Raw genomic sequence first — 13,746 nt, forward strand, 5'->3', positions numbered from 1 at the left:
GGTGGTGCGCAGCAAGGAGCAGAACAACAGCATCTCGCTCGACCGCTACGAATACATGCGCGCGCTGGGCAATACGACGCGTCCGGTCGACGACACCATCCTGGTGCGCGACATCGGCTCGCCGGAACTGCCACCATTGACGAATGGCCAGCCGCCTGCGGGCGGGACCCTGGCCACGGTGCCGCCGCCGGCGCCGGTGACCGTTCGTCCCGGTGCTGCCACCGGTGTTCCTACCGCTCCCGGCAATGTGACGCGTCGCAGCCCGGGCGGGGTAGCGCCGAGCCCGGCGCAGGTGTCGCCGTCGGTTCCCGAGTATCGTCCGGTGACGCCACCAAACCGGAAGTGATGAAGCATGACTAATTTGTTGCCTTATGCCTTCGCCCGCGACCACGGCGTGCTGGCGCGCAGCGGCGACGCTGCCGGCCAGAGCGTCGAGGTGCTGATTTCCAGCGCCACGCCGCCGGCCGCCATTGCCGAGGTGTCGCGCCGCTTCGGCCGCATCCTGCTGCGCCGCCTCGACCGCGGCGAGCTCGATGACGCCATCGCCGCCGCCTATGCCTCGGCCGGAGGCGACGCCAACCAGGTCGCCGACGAATTCGACGCCGACCTCGACCTGACGCGCCTGCTGCAGGACGTGCCGGCCATCGAAGACCTGCTCGAATCCTCCGACGACGCGCCGGTGATCCGCATGATCAATGCGCTCCTGACCCAGTCGCTGCGCGAAGGGGCGTCGGATATCCACATCGAACCATTCGAACAGACGTCGGTCGTACGTTTTCGCATCGACGGCACGCTGCGCGACATCGTGCGTCCACGCAAGGGCATCCACGCGTCGCTCATCTCGCGTATCAAGATCATGTCGCAGCTCGACATCGCCGAAAAACGCCTGCCGCAGGATGGCCGCATTACCCTGCGCATCGGCGGCAAACCGGTCGACGTGCGCGTCTCGACCCTGCCGACCGGCCACGGCGAACGCGCCGTGCTGCGCCTGCTCGACAAGGAAGCGGGCCGGCTCGATTTGAGCCACCTCGGCATGGCGCCGGACCTGCTGCCCCAGTTCGACAAGCTGATCAACCAGCCGCACGGCATCGTGCTCGTCACCGGTCCGACCGGCTCGGGTAAGACCACGACCCTGTACGCCGCGCTGTCGCGCCTGAACGCCTCGACCACCAACATCATGACGGTCGAAGACCCGATCGAGTACGACTTGAACGGTGTCGGCCAGACCCAGGTCAACGCCCGCATCGACATGACTTTCGCCAAGGCCCTGCGCGCAATCCTGCGCCAAGACCCGGACGTGATCATGATCGGCGAGATCCGCGACCTGGAAACGGCGCAGATCGCGGTCCAGGCCTCGCTCACCGGCCACCTGGTGCTCGCTACCCTGCACACCAACGACGCTGCCGCCGCCGTGACGCGCCTGCTGGACATGGGCATCGAACCCTTCCTGCTATCGTCGTCCTTGCTGGGCGTGATGGCCCAGCGCCTGGTGCGCAAACTCTGCCCGCAGTGCAAGAAGAGCGACGGCGCGGTCTGGCATGCGGTCGGCTGCGAACGCTGCGGCCACACCGGCTACCAGGGCCGGGTCGGCGTCTACGAGCTGCTCGAAACCACCGAGGCGATCCGCGCCCAGATCCACAACCAGGCATCCGAAGCGGACATCCGCGGCGCGGCCCAAAAGAGCGGCATGCGCACCATGCGGGAAGACGGCGAACGCTGGCTGCAAGAAGGCATTACGACGCAGGCGGAGTTGCTGCGCGTAACTAAAGACTGAGCAAGGATTAATGAATGGGAATTACTCAGTGAGGATCAATTAAGTGCCGGCATTTCGTTACGAAGCAGTCGATATCGGCGGCGCCACGCGCAAGGGCGTCGTCAACGCCGACAGCCCGCGCGCCGCGCGCGCCGATCTGCGCGTGCAGGGCCTGACGCCGCTGAACGTGGAAGCGATCGCGGCCCAGGTCGACGCCAGCGGTGCTACCCGTTCGCGCGGCTTCGGCGAGCGCCTCTCGACGGTCGAGCTGGCGCTGTTCACGCGCCAGCTGGCCAGCCTGCTGGAGGCCGGACTGCCGCTGGAGCAGGCGTTTACCGCCCTGCTGGAGCAGGCCGAACGGCCCTATGTGCGCGACCTGATCGCCTCGATCCGCTCCGAAGTCATCGGCGGCATTTCGTTCTCGGACGCCTTGTCGCACCACCCGCGCGACTTCGACCAGATCTACCGCGGCCTGGTGTCGTCGGGCGAACAGATCGGCCAGATCGCGCGCGTGCTGTCGCGCCTGGCCGATTACATCGAGCGCCGCAACGCGCTGGTGCAGAAAGTGCGCCTGGCCTTTACTTACCCGGCGATCGTCACCGTGGTGGCGTTTGCGATCGTGATTTTCCTGCTCACCTACGTGGTGCCGCAGATCGTTTCGGTGTTTGCCAATACCAAACAGAAGCTGCCCCTGCTGACCGTCATGATGCTGGCGGTATCGAATTTCATGCGCGACTACGGCATCGTTTTGGGTATTGCCCTGGTGTGCGCCTGGTTCGCATGGCGTCGTGCTTTACAAAACCCGGTGCTGAAACGGCGCTGGCATACCTGGCTGCTGACGGCCCCGATCTACGGCAAGTTCGAGCGCAGCCTGAACACGGCGCGTTTCGCCAGCACCCTGGCCATCACCACCGGCTCGGGCGTGCCGATCCTGCGCGCCCTCGACACCAGCCGCGACACCCTGTCGAACGTCGCCATGCGCGAACTGGTCGAACAGGCCACCGGCAGCGTGCGCGAAGGCGTCAGCCTGGCGCGGGCGCTGTCGGCGCAAAAACTCTTCCCGCCGATGCTGGTGCACATGATCCGCGCCGGCGAAATCACCGGCGAACTGCCGGCCATGCTCGAGCGCGCCGCCAACTCCCAGCAGGCCGACCTGGAACGGCGCACGCTGACCATCGCCGGCCTGCTCGAGCCGGTGCTGATCCTGGCGATGGGCATGGTGGTGCTGTTGATCGTGCTGGCGGTGCTGATGCCGATCATTGAAATCAACCAGCTCGTGCAATAACAAGGACATCAATGAAGCGCCTGCCTCTCCTGTTCACCCTGCTGTCCCTGGTCTTCCTGGCGGTCTCGGCCACCTATTGGGGCATGCAGTTGTACAAGCCCCAGCAACGGCCGATCACGACGGTGCAAACGACCTCATTGCCCGAGCCCTCGCCGGACGCGGCCGCGACCCTGTTCGGCGGCCAGGCCGTGATGAATGTCGTCAGCAATTACCAGTTGACCGGCATCGTCTCGGCCGGGCGCGACAGCGTGGCGATCCTGACGGCCGACGGCCAGCCGCCCAAGGCCTTGAAAGTGGGGCGCGAACTGGCGCCGGGCGTCAGCGTCAGCGAAGTGCACCGCAATTACATCATGCTGTCCGAAGGCGGCGTCATGAAGCGGGTCGATCTCGTGGCCGACAGCCGGCCCGCGATCCCGCTGTCGGGCGCGGTGCCGATGGGGCAGCCGGTTGCTCCCGGTGCGATGCCGACGATGGAACCGCAAACCTCGCCAGGCGCGGTGCAAGCGCCGCCGCCGGGTGAAGTCAATCCGGTGATCCCGCAGGGTCAGGAGCCGCCCCAGGAAGGCCCGCCGGCCGACATCAGCCCGCCGCCGCCGCCCCCACCACCGCCGAGCCAGCCGCAAATGCCACCGCCGACCCGCTCGATCGGCAGCCCGGTCAGCAGCCAGCCGGTATCGCAATAAGCTAGCGCCGAAGCGCCGTGAACGCGGCAAATTCGTAGGACCGGAATCCCACCAGCAAGGTCATGCCCTCGCGCTCGTCCGCGGGCAGGCGCCGGTCATGCCGATGCAGCCGCGTCAGCTCCCCCGCCAGCTGATGGATCTTCTGGGCCAGCTCGGCGCTGCTGGCCGCCGACAGCCGCGCCGGCAGGCACATCAAGGTCTCGCCGGCGCCATCGAAACGCCCCGCGAAATAATCCGGCACGATGTGCTCGCGAAAATAATGCTGCACCGGTCCGTCCGGCAGCCAGTGGAAGGCGTTCGACACGCGCAGCGCATAGCGGTTCAGCGGCCGCAGTTCGATCAGTCCCAGCCGGTCGAGCTCGAGCAGGCAAGCGATGCATTCCGGTTCGGTCAGGCGATAGGTCTCGAGGATCTGCTCGAAGCTCCAGTAGCCCAGGCAGCAGATCGCCACCAGCAGCAAGCGCGGCTTGGCCACCAGCGACGTTTCCTGGCGCAGTGTCAGGGCGTCGGTCTGCGGCCGGGCATCGGCGGCGCGGCGCAATACATCCTCGAAGGCAATCCCGGCAGCCTGGCAGATCTGCGCCAGGCGCGACAGCGGCATGTCCTTCTGGCCGAACAGGCGCTTGACGCTCGACTCGCTCATGTCTATGCGTTCGGCCAGGGTTTTATAGGTAATGTTGGCCGCGCGTAGTTCGGCGCGCAGCACGTCGACGATCAGCTCGGGAGAGCTCATGGGGTTCCTGTCATGAAGCGATGGCAAGGGGCAAGGGGCGGCGACCAATGTACAGGCGAATGGTCAAAGCGGCAAGACGTCGGTCGCCTGCTGCCCAAGCCGGTGCGCCATACGGGCTTGATTTAAACGAGCTCATCTTCAAAAAACTTCCATTAGATTCAAAGAGTTCGGAACTGGCGAACTGACCTGGCCTGTTGCTTCACAGCCGGGTTACCTGTAGGCATATCGCGTGGACAAGGAGATGGTCATGACAAACAATCAGATTCAAACGCCTGAATCGCTTCCCATTGGCGCGGCCAGGCAAGAGGCTGTGCAGGAAGTCCTGCAGGCCGCGGTGCGGCCCTTGTTCGGGGCGGCCTCGCCGCAGCCTGAACTGAACGGGGCCGGCTTCATCTACCGGCATGACTGGGGCCTGCGCCGCGGCGAGTGGATTCTCCAGCTCAACTGGGGCGAGATCACTCCCCGTTCCCAGGTGTTCGTCTCGATCGGCGAGGGCGCCGCGGGCGGGCCCGACGCCGGCAAGCGCGTCGGGGCGGCGCGCTACACGGTGCACAACGTGGCGCCGCGTGCCGGCGGCGTCGATGTCTGGATCAACATCGAATCAGAAACCGATCTCCCGCTCTATGCCGACTACCTGGTGGTCAACCCGGGCGGCGTCGGCGGCCGGACCGTCCAGGTCACTGTGCAACGCCACAGCACGGTGAGCCTGAGCGATGCCGAGGCGGACCAGATCCTGCGCGACATGGGCACCATCCTGCAGAGCGACGAATCGCCCGCGGACGTCGCCACCCCGGTCCAGTTCGTGCGCAATGGCGCGGTCCAGCTGCTGCCTCCAGACATTCCGGCGGCGATCCAGACCGAAGCCCACCTCACCGCACTCCTGGATGCCGGCGCCGGGGTCAAGATCGTCCAGGCGATTCGCTGGTGCGGCGGGCCCGGCGGCTCGATCATCGGCTGCGCCCCGGTCGGCAGCCCGACGGTCAACCTGGCGGCCGTGCGCTTCACGCCCAACCAGGAAGGCATCCTGTGGGCGCACGAATACGGCCACAACGCCGGCATCGGCCACCGCACGGATGACCCGCGCGCCCTCATGTACCCGAGCATCGCCCCCGACCACAACGTCGTCAACGCCGCCGAATCGGCGCTGTTCCTGAGCGGCCCGGCCGCCGTTGCCGGCGCCGTGATGCCGCAATCCTGTGCGCTGGGAGTCGATGTGGAAGCGCCGCAGGATGTGCGCGAGTTCGTCTCTCGGCACTGGATCCAGGGGGTTCCCTACGGGGCCGCATCGCGCTATACAGAGGAGGACGCCAGGCTGCTGATCGAATGGCTGGTGAATGCGCCGGAACAGCACGAAGAATTCCTGCCGGAGATCGTGACCACGCTCTGCTTCATCGGCAGCGAGATCGCCGTCCAGCCGCTGCTCGACTTCGTGCACAGCGTGCGCGCCAGCCGGGCCGTGTTCAATGCCAAGCACGCCGCCCTGATCCATCTCGGCGACCTGGCCAACAAGACCGGCAGCCAGGCGGCGCTGGCCTTCCTGACGAGCGTCGCCAGCGGCAAGCAGGACGCGACCAGCATGGCCATCCCACGCGAGGCGGTGGCCGCCGCCGAGGCAGCGGTGGCCGGCGTCGAGGCGCCGCCTCTCGAGGTGCTGGCGGCCGAACTGGCCGTGTCCGCGACCTTCGGCCTGGCGCTGGCGGCGACGCCCGAAGCCGAGCAGACCCTGATGCGCCTGACGGATGCGCCGGATGCCTTTGCCGCGGTCAATCAGGCGGCAGGCGAAGCGGTGCAGCTGGCGCGCAAGGTGCGCGCCCAGGGCCAGCAGGCGTATTATGGGAGCAAGTGCGAAGGAGGGCGGCAAGCCTGAGCCCTGACCATCGTCCAGTCAGCAGGACCGTGGCGCCGCCGCTTCCCGTGTTCGACGCTCAGTCGTCCTCGGGAACCAGCGGCGCCTTTTTCAACTGCTGCCTGGCAGCCTGCCGCTCGCTCGACAGCGGCTTGGCGTGCGCCCCGGCCGAGCGTGCCTTGGCCAGGGCCGCGACCGGATTGCGCGGTTTGCTCAGTTGCTGGACCGGTTGGGCACGCAGCATCATTTTTTGCCGCGTGGCGAGTGCCTTGTTCGCCATGTACTCTCTCCTTTACAGCACGTAGCGCGACAGGTCTTCGTTGGCCGACAGCACGTCGAGCCGCTCGTTGACATAGCCCGCGTCGATCGTCACCTGTTTTTCCTGCGTGTCGCTGGCGTGGAATGAAATTTCCTCGAGCAGCTTTTCCATAACCGTGTACAGGCGCCGCGCACCGATGTTTTCGGTACGCTCGTTGACCGAGAACGCGATCTCGGCCAGGCGGTGGATGCCGTCCTCGGAAAACGACATGTGCACGCCTTCGGTCGCCAGCAGCGCCTCGTATTGCGTGGTGAGACAGGCGTCGGTGCTGGTCAGGATGCGCTTGAAATCGTCGATCGACAGTGACTCGAGTTCGACCCGGATCGGGAAGCGTCCCTGCAGCTCGGGAATCAGGTCCGAGGGCTTGGCCAGGTGAAAAGCGCCCGAGGCGATGAACAGGATGTGGTCGGTCTTGATCATGCCGTACTTGGTGTTGACAGTGGTTCCCTCGACCAGCGGCAGCAGGTCGCGCTGCACGCCGGCGCGCGAGACGTCGGCGCCGCCGTGCTCCGAGCGCGTTGCGATCTTGTCGATCTCGTCCAGGAACACGATGCCGTTGTTCTCGACGTTGTGGATCGCCTTCTGCTTCATTTCGTCTTCGTTGATCAGGCGCCCGGCTTCTTCGTCGACCAGCACCTTCATCGCCTCCTTGATCTTCATCTTGCGCGGCTTCTTGCGCGCCGCGCCGACGCCGGCGAACATCGACTTGATCTGTTCCGTCATTTCTTCCATGCCCGGCGGCGCCATGATTTCCATCTGCGGCGCCGCGTCGGCCACGTCGATTTCGACTTCGCGCTCGTCGAGCGAACCCTCGCGCAGGCGCTTGCGGAAAGTCTGGCGCGTGGTGTCGCCGTCTTTCGCCTCGGGCGCGGCGCTGACGTTGAAGCCGAAGTCGCGTGCCGGCGGCACCAGGATGTCGATGATGCGGTCTTCGGCGGCGTCTTCGGCGCGCTGGCGCACCTTCTTCATTTCGCTGGCGCGGGTCTGCTTGATGCCGATGTCGATCAGGTCGCGGATGATGGTGTCGACGTCGCGCCCGACATAGCCGACTTCGGTAAATTTGGTCGCTTCGATCTTGATGAAGGGCGCGTCCGCCAGGCGCGCCAGGCGGCGCGCGATCTCGGTCTTGCCGACGCCGGTCGGGCCGATCATCAGGATGTTTTTCGGGGTGATCTCGTGGCGCAGCGGCTCGGCCACCTGCTGGCGGCGCCAGCGGTTGCGCAGGGCGATGGCGACGGCGCGCTTGGCCTTGCCCTGGCCGACGACGTGCTTGTCCAGTTCCGAGACGATTTCCAGTGGGGTCATGTTCATGGTGGGGGCGCCAGTCATTCCAGTGTTTCGATGATGTGGGACAGGTTCGTATAGATGCACAGCTCGCCGGCGATGGTCAGCGCCTTCTTGACCACCTCGCCGGGCGACAGGTCGGTATTTTCCTGCAGCGCCTTGGCCGCCGACTGGGCATAGATGCCGCCCGAGCCGATGGCGCCGATGCCGTCCTCGGGTTCGAGCACGTCGCCGTTGCCGGTGATGATCAGGGTAACTTCGCGGTCGGCCACCAGCAGCATTGCTTCGAGCTTGCTCAGCATGCGGTCGGTGCGCCAGTCCTTGGCCAGTTCGACCGACGAGCGCAGCAGGTTGCCCTGGTGCTTTTCCAGTTTCGCCTCGAAACGGTCGAGCAGGGTAAAGGCGTCGGCGGTGGCGCCGGCAAAGCCGCACAGGACCTTGCCCTGATACAGCCTGCGCACCTTGCGCGCCGAGCCCTTCATGACCACGTTGCCGAGGGTGACCTGGCCATCGCCGCCGAGGGCGACCTGGGCGCCGCGGCGCACGCTCACAATGGTGGTGCCGTGAAATTGTTCCATTTTTGCCTCATGATGAATTTGCTTTGCTTAGCCCTGCGCAAGTGGGGATGTTGCATAAAATTGCAAGCCAGGATGAGTCGCCAGGGCCAAGAGATCCGCAGGGACGGCTTAATATTTGTGCGCGTACAGGCGCGCGCAGTCCGGATAATTCAGCAGGCGCAGCAGGGCCGCCACCAGGTGGTTCAGTTCGCGCAGTTCGACCTGGCGCTCGCCTGCCGCCAGCCGGCACAGGCTGGCCTGCAGGGCGTTCGCCGCGCCGAAGCCGATGCGGACCAGGCGCGTGCAATCGAGCACGAGCGGCTGGAAGGGATCGGCATCGGCATAGGCCTCGAGTGCGGCCAGCAGCGCTTTGATGTCGCCGTCAATGACGGGCGGCAGCAGGAAACGCTGTTCCGCGGCCGCGCCGGACGCCGCCGTGCTCGCGGGCAGCCTGGACGCGGCCGGGTTCGGCGCAGCACCCGCCTCGAACGAGGGCGGCGACACCTCGAAGGTGACGCAGTAATCCATTGCCGTTTCCTCGAAGTCCTTTTCGCGGCCAAGGCTTTGCAGCAGTTCGAGCAGCAGCAGCCAAGGCGCTTCGCCACCGCCGCGTTCGCCGATTGCCAGCATCGGACGCAGGACCCGGATCAGGGCATCGGCCCCCGCCAGCGCGACCTCGCGCCCGGCTGCGCGCAAACCCTGCAAGGCATCGAGCAGGGCGGCGCAGCCGGCGGCGTCGGCAGCGGCGACGCCGCTGAAATCGAGCCGCAGCGGCGCGCCCGCGGTGGCCAGCAGCCCTTGCAGGCGTGGCGCCATGGCGGCGTCGAGCGTGCCCGCGAAACGTGCGCTCGACGCCACACCGGCCCAGGGGGCGCCGGGCGAGTCCTCGGGCACGCGCCGGATATAGGCCGGCGGCGAGGTTTCGAACAGGCTGGCGTAGTCGATCGCGACGTTCTCGAAATCGGCTTCGCGCCCCTGCGCCTGGTACAGGTCGAACAGCATCCACCAGGGTTGGCGCTCGCCATGGCCAAGTTCGCTCAAGCTGCCCAGCAATAGCTGCTCGGCGAGGTCCGCTTGCCCATTGGCATAGAGGATGGCGCTTTCCTCGACACAGGGCGCGCTGGCCGGAGCGGCGGCGGCATCGGGCAGGTCGGCCAGGGTAAGGAGTTCGGACGGCGCGCCGCCGGCATCGCCGCCTGGCACTGCCGCCGGCGCCGTGGCCGCAGCCGGCGCGCGGCGTGCATTGCCCCAGGCGGCCTCGGTGTCGGCGAACATGTCGGTCGTCATTTCGAGTTCGATCGCGTCGATCTTGGCGGCGGTGGCGCGGGCGATGCCGCGCTGGCGTTCGCGCTCGGATTCGCTGAAGGAAGGCGACCCGCCCGGCGAGGTTTCCTCGGGACGCACCGATGCCGCCGGCCTGCTTGCCGGCATCTCAGTCTTTTTTTTCAAAAAGGAGAAGAAACCCACGTCGTTCCCGTTTGTCCTTGACTGCTCGGTGTGAGCGCTCATCCATGACCTTAGCATGGAGGCGTCCAGGGCGTCCCGCGCGCACGTGCGCCTGCGCAAACGCCGTTCAGACCGTACTAGTGTATCTCATGGGAAAGTTTATGAGGGCATGCACGTCTGCCGTACGCGGCAAACTGCCGTCTGAAAATGCAAAAAGCATGCGCCGGGCGCATGCTTTTCAGAGGCCGGAGCCCAAGGCCGTAGGCCGCAACCGGACAGCTTAGTCGCCGTACAGCTTTTGCTTCAGTTCGCGGCGCTGCTGGGCTTCAAGCGACAGCGTGGCGGTTGGACGTGCGATCAGGCGCGGGATGCCGATCGGCTCGCCGGTTTCTTCGCACCAGCCATAGTCGCCGCCGTCGATCGAGGCGATCGACTGCTGCACTTTCTTGAGCAGCTTGCGTTCACGGTCGCGGGTACGCAGTTCGAGGGCATGTTCTTCCTCGATGGTGGCGCGGTCGGCCGGGTCCGGGACGAGGACGGTCTCGCGCAGGTGTTCCGTGGTCTCGCCGGCATTTTTCAGCAGTTCCTTCTCGAGCTGCTGCAGGCGGTCCTTGAAGAACGCGAGCTGGGCCGGGTTCATGTAGTCCTCGTCGCCCATCGCCCGAATTTCATCTTCCGTCAAAAGTCGGGTTTCGGCCGTGGCGGCATTCGATTTCGTTGTTTTGGTCATGACTTCACTTACCTTCGATACGACAGAGGTTTTCATTTTATCAGCTAGCTCAGCCGTAGCACCCTTGCTCAAGTGCACGTCCTCGCTGCTGCCATGACGGCCCGTGCATGCGCGCCTGCCGTCTTCGCTGCGGTCCATCCTTAGTACCCGTTACATCGCTTGCGGTATGCAACCTGTACTGCTAAACCGGGATAGTTTATACCAAACATTGTTCCAGTCCGCTGATAAATACGTCTTTTGGTAAATTTTTACCAATAAAGACCATTTTGCTGCCACGCGCTTCGCCGTCCTCCCATTTGGCGCCGAGATCGCTGCCCATGATCTGGTGCACGCCCTGGAATACGACCTTGCGCTCGGCGCCCTGCATCGACAGTACGCCCTTGTAGCGCAGCATGCTGGGGCCGAAGACCTGCACCATGCTGCCGAGGAACTGGTCGAGGCGTTGCGGATCGAAGGCGCGCTCGCTCTTGAACACAAAGGCGGCGATGTCGTCGCTGTGGTGCGCGCGGTGGTGGTCATGGTGATGGTCGGCGCCATGGCCGCAGGCGGCGTCATGGACATGGCCGTGATCGTGCTGCTCGTTGGTGTCGGCGCGCAGGAAGTCGGGGTCGAGTTCGAGCTTGTCGTTCAGGTTGAATCCGCGCAGGTCGAGCACTTCGGCGATCGGGGCACGGCCGAAATCCGAGCTCGAGATCGGCGCACGCGGGTTGATGCGCTTCAGGCGCGCTTTCAGCTCCTCGACTTCGGCAGCGTCGGCCAGGTCCAGCTTCGAGAGCAGGATCTTGTCGGCAAAGCCGACCTGGCGCTGGGCTTCCTCGTGGCGATCGAGCTGGTCCATCGCATGGCGGGCATCGACCACCGTCACGACGGCGTCGAGCATGTAATGGGCGCCGACGCCTTCGTCGACGAAGAAAGTCTGGGCGACCGGACCGGGGTTGGCCAGGCCGGTCGTTTCGATGACGACGCGGTCGAACGCGATCTCGCCGGCCTCGCGCTTGTGCGCGAGAGTCGTCAAGGCCACGATCAGGTCGCCGCGCACGGTGCAGCAGATGCAGCCATTGTTCATCTCGACGATCTGCTCGCTGCTGTCCTGGACCAGGATTTCATTGTCGATGTTTTCCTGGCCGAACTCGTTCTCGATGACGGCGATGCGCAGGCCATGCTCCTCGCGCAGGATGCGATTGAGGAGGGTGGTCTTGCCGGCGCCGAGAAAGCCGGTCAGGATCGTCGTCGGGACGGCAGGCAATGGGAGAGAAGACATGGTGTCGGATCGGCCTGGTTGGACAAGTGAATTGAAGATTATGCCGTAATTTGCAATCTGCCACCATCAACCGCTGCAAGGTTTGCGCCAGCTCAGGCGAGCGTTTGCTTACTTCGCTTTCGCTCGTGGATGAGCTCGGTCATATACGGCGGCCAGGTGCTGGAAGTCGAGCGCGGTGTACACCTGGGTCGAGGTAATGCTGGCGTGGCCCAGCAGTTCCTGCACGGCGCGCAGGTCGCCCGACGATTGCAGCAGGTGCGAGGCAAACGAGTGGCGCAGTACATGCGGATGGACGTGGGTCGGCGAGCCGGCGCGGATCGCATGCTGCTTCAGGCGCTGCTGCACCACGCGCGGCGTGATGCGGGTGCCGCGGTTCGACACGAACAGGGCGGGGCTGGCGTCGAGCGCCGGCGGGCGCACCGCCAGCCAGGCAGCGAGCGCCTCGCGCGCCGGGCCGCCGACCGGTACCCGGCGCATCTTGCCGCCCTTGCCCGTGACCACCACTTCGCCGGCGGCCGCATCGAACCAGCCGAGCGACGACGCACCATCGCCGCTCGTATAGGCCAGGTCGAGCCCGGCCAGTTCGGACACCCGCAGTCCGCTCGAATACAGCAGTTCGAACATCGCGCGGTTGCACAGTTCGGCGGGTTCCGGGTGGCCCTGGCGGTTCGCCTCGAGCAGCTGGACGGCGGCGTCCACGGCCAGTGCCTTGGGCAGCGTCTTCGGCCGGCGCGGGGCGCGTACGCCCTCGACCGGATTCGCCGCCAGGCTCACCTGGCGCGACAGCCAGGCATAGAAGCCGCGCCAGCCCGACAGTTTGCGCGCGATCGTACGCGGTTCCTGACCGCCGGCATGCAGGCGCGCGGCGAAGCGGCGCATGTCGGCGTGTGTCAGGGCCGGCCAGTCGTCGTGGCCTGCCAGAGCGGCAAGTTCCAGCAGGTCACGGCGGTAGGCCGCGACCGTGTGGCCGGACAGTTGGCGCTGGGTGGCCAGTTCGCGCAGGTAGCGCCCGGCCCAATCCTCGCGCGCCGTTTCCATTCTTTAGCCGCGCAGCGGGGACAGGGCGGCGCTGGCGCTCTGGCCCATCTGGGCCAGGAAATCGGTGGCCATGATCGCGCTGAACCGCTCTGGCTCGTGAGAGCCGAGCACGAGCAGGCCAAAGGTCTTGCCGGCGCTGCTCAAGGGCAGCAGCACGATCGAGCGCACGCTGTCGCCGTCTTCGAGCCAGTGCACCGCCTCGAAATCCTTGTTCGGGCCGCAGTAAGGCGCGCGCAGGCTGGACGCGAACATGCGCGCGTCCTCGCTCACGCCGGCGGTGAACGGGGCGTCCGCATGTTCGGGGGCAAGGTCCCACAGGCGCAGCGCGGCCTGCGGCACGCCGAAATGCTCAATCAGGCCACCGAGCACGCCGTCAACCAGCTCGGTCGCCGTGGCGCCGCCACCACCCGAGGTCAGCAGCGTCAGGTGCCAGGCGTGGAAGCGCTGGAGCAGGAGGGTGTTCTCGGCCGCCACCCGCATCAGGTCGGACAGGCGCAGTTCCAGCGCGAGGTACTTGGCGCGCATGACTTCCATCTGGCGCTCTTGCAGCGACACCGTTTTCCCCGTTAGCGGGCTCGACAGCTTTACCTCGCCCAACAGGCCGGCATGTTCTTGGAAAAATTGCGGATTGTCTGCCAGAAATTGTGCAACGGCGGCGGAGTCGAGGGTGGTGTTCATTGATTAGCTTGCGAGGAATTGGGTGTGCGCAATTCTACCCGAGAGGGAAGGGAGGACGGATAGAAAAAGGGCGCCCGCAGGCGCCCTTGTTGCTGTCGTGCCAGTCCGGCGCACAAGTGCCGGACTGAACGCG

13 protein-coding genes and 1 pseudogene are annotated in these 13,746 nt (G+C 65.9%); 5 read left to right on the forward strand and 9 right to left on the reverse strand.

Features of this window, described 5'->3' with window-relative positions; translation table 11 throughout:
• From AC56KZ_RS20050 to AC56KZ_RS20065, 4 genes and pseudogenes are all read left to right on the forward strand, one after another.
• Positions 1–346, forward strand: a pseudogene (locus AC56KZ_RS20050) (type II secretion system secretin GspD); the annotation flags it as partial.
• A gap of 6 nt (positions 347–352) precedes the next feature.
• Positions 353–1,774 (forward strand): type II secretion system ATPase GspE, encoded by a 1,422-nt coding sequence (gspE, locus tag AC56KZ_RS20055; protein WP_497163940.1) that lies wholly within the window; start codon positions 353–355, stop codon positions 1,772–1,774.
• 43 nt (positions 1,775–1,817) lie between these two features.
• Positions 1,818–3,038: a type II secretion system inner membrane protein GspF gene (gene gspF, locus AC56KZ_RS20060; RefSeq protein ID WP_497163941.1), complete on the forward strand. Its 1,221-nt coding sequence runs from the start codon at positions 1,818–1,820 to the stop codon at positions 3,036–3,038.
• An 11-nt stretch (positions 3,039–3,049) separates the two neighbouring features.
• Positions 3,050–3,721 carry a type II secretion system protein N gene (locus tag AC56KZ_RS20065; RefSeq protein ID WP_497163942.1) on the forward strand — a complete coding sequence of 224 codons (672 nt, stop codon included), beginning with the start codon at positions 3,050–3,052 and terminating at the stop codon, positions 3,719–3,721.
• Position 3,722: 1 nt separating this feature from the next.
• Here AC56KZ_RS20065 and AC56KZ_RS20070 read toward each other — a convergent pair whose 3' ends face one another.
• Positions 3,723–4,454: a helix-turn-helix domain-containing protein gene (locus tag AC56KZ_RS20070; RefSeq protein ID WP_497163943.1), complete on the reverse strand. Its 732-nt coding sequence runs from the start codon at positions 4,452–4,454 to the stop codon at positions 3,723–3,725.
• Between the two features lie 247 nt (positions 4,455–4,701).
• On the opposite strand from AC56KZ_RS20070, the gene AC56KZ_RS20075 reads away from it, so the two are divergent.
• Entirely contained in the window at positions 4,702–6,321 is a 1,620-nt protein-coding gene (locus AC56KZ_RS20075) for a hypothetical protein (RefSeq protein ID WP_497163944.1), read from the forward strand.
• Positions 6,322–6,379: 58 nt separating this feature from the next.
• On the opposite strand, the gene AC56KZ_RS20080 is transcribed toward AC56KZ_RS20075, so the two are convergent.
• The 8 genes from AC56KZ_RS20080 to AC56KZ_RS20115 all read right to left on the reverse strand — a co-directional run bounded on the left by AC56KZ_RS20080 (position 6,380) and on the right by AC56KZ_RS20115 (position 13,613).
• Complete coding sequence (locus AC56KZ_RS20080; RefSeq protein ID WP_497163945.1) at positions 6,380–6,580, reverse strand: hypothetical protein; 201 nt, start codon at positions 6,578–6,580, stop codon at positions 6,380–6,382.
• A 12-nt stretch (positions 6,581–6,592) separates the two neighbouring features.
• The gene (gene hslU, locus AC56KZ_RS20085) at positions 6,593–7,930 is read right to left on the reverse strand and encodes an ATP-dependent protease ATPase subunit HslU (RefSeq protein ID WP_497163946.1); all 1,338 of its coding nucleotides are present in this window, start codon (positions 7,928–7,930) and stop codon (positions 6,593–6,595) included.
• 14 nt (positions 7,931–7,944) lie between these two features.
• A complete protein-coding gene (gene hslV, locus AC56KZ_RS20090; protein ID WP_497163947.1) occupies positions 7,945–8,481 on the reverse strand; it encodes an ATP-dependent protease subunit HslV in 537 nt (178 codons plus the stop codon).
• Between the two features lie 108 nt (positions 8,482–8,589).
• A complete protein-coding gene (locus AC56KZ_RS20095; RefSeq protein WP_497163948.1) occupies positions 8,590–9,891 on the reverse strand; it encodes an STAS domain-containing protein in 1,302 nt (433 codons plus the stop codon).
• Between the two features lie 295 nt (positions 9,892–10,186).
• Positions 10,187–10,636 (reverse strand): RNA polymerase-binding protein DksA, encoded by a 450-nt coding sequence (gene dksA, locus AC56KZ_RS20100; RefSeq protein WP_497163949.1) that lies wholly within the window; start codon positions 10,634–10,636, stop codon positions 10,187–10,189.
• A 196-nt stretch (positions 10,637–10,832) separates the two neighbouring features.
• Positions 10,833–11,882 carry a CobW family GTP-binding protein gene (locus AC56KZ_RS20105; protein ID WP_497163982.1) on the reverse strand — a complete coding sequence of 350 codons (1,050 nt, stop codon included), beginning with the start codon at positions 11,880–11,882 and terminating at the stop codon, positions 10,833–10,835.
• A 123-nt stretch (positions 11,883–12,005) separates the two neighbouring features.
• Positions 12,006–12,935: a tyrosine recombinase XerC gene (gene xerC, locus AC56KZ_RS20110; RefSeq protein WP_497163950.1), complete on the reverse strand. Its 930-nt coding sequence runs from the start codon at positions 12,933–12,935 to the stop codon at positions 12,006–12,008.
• A gap of 3 nt (positions 12,936–12,938) precedes the next feature.
• Positions 12,939–13,613 carry a DUF484 family protein gene (locus AC56KZ_RS20115; protein ID WP_497163951.1) on the reverse strand — a complete coding sequence of 225 codons (675 nt, stop codon included), beginning with the start codon at positions 13,611–13,613 and terminating at the stop codon, positions 12,939–12,941.
• Positions 13,614–13,746 lie beyond the last annotated feature (133 nt).

This window comes from Telluria sp. LT2P34, assembly GCF_059685915.1.

Excerpts from the sequence above, each read along its gene's own strand:
- gspE (WP_497163940.1), top strand. The coding sequence starts at position 353 with ATGACTAATTTGTTGCCTTATGCCTTCGCCCGCGACCACGGCGTGCTG.
- AC56KZ_RS20065 (WP_497163942.1), top strand. The coding sequence starts at position 3,050 with ATGAAGCGCCTGCCTCTCCTGTTCACCCTGCTGTCCCTGGTCTTCCTG.
- AC56KZ_RS20070 (WP_497163943.1), bottom strand. The coding sequence starts at position 4,454 with ATGAGCTCTCCCGAGCTGATCGTCGACGTGCTGCGCGCCGAACTACGC.
- AC56KZ_RS20075 (WP_497163944.1), top strand. The coding sequence starts at position 4,702 with ATGACAAACAATCAGATTCAAACGCCTGAATCGCTTCCCATTGGCGCG.
- AC56KZ_RS20080 (WP_497163945.1), bottom strand. The coding sequence starts at position 6,580 with ATGGCGAACAAGGCACTCGCCACGCGGCAAAAAATGATGCTGCGTGCC.
- hslU (WP_497163946.1), bottom strand. The coding sequence starts at position 7,930 with ATGAACATGACCCCACTGGAAATCGTCTCGGAACTGGACAAGCACGTC.
- hslV (WP_497163947.1), bottom strand. The coding sequence starts at position 8,481 with ATGGAACAATTTCACGGCACCACCATTGTGAGCGTGCGCCGCGGCGCC.
- AC56KZ_RS20095 (WP_497163948.1), bottom strand. The coding sequence starts at position 9,891 with ATGCCGGCAAGCAGGCCGGCGGCATCGGTGCGTCCCGAGGAAACCTCG.
- dksA (WP_497163949.1), bottom strand. The coding sequence starts at position 10,636 with ATGACCAAAACAACGAAATCGAATGCCGCCACGGCCGAAACCCGACTT.
- xerC (WP_497163950.1), bottom strand. The coding sequence starts at position 12,935 with ATGGAAACGGCGCGCGAGGATTGGGCCGGGCGCTACCTGCGCGAACTG.
- AC56KZ_RS20115 (WP_497163951.1), bottom strand. The coding sequence starts at position 13,613 with ATGAACACCACCCTCGACTCCGCCGCCGTTGCACAATTTCTGGCAGAC.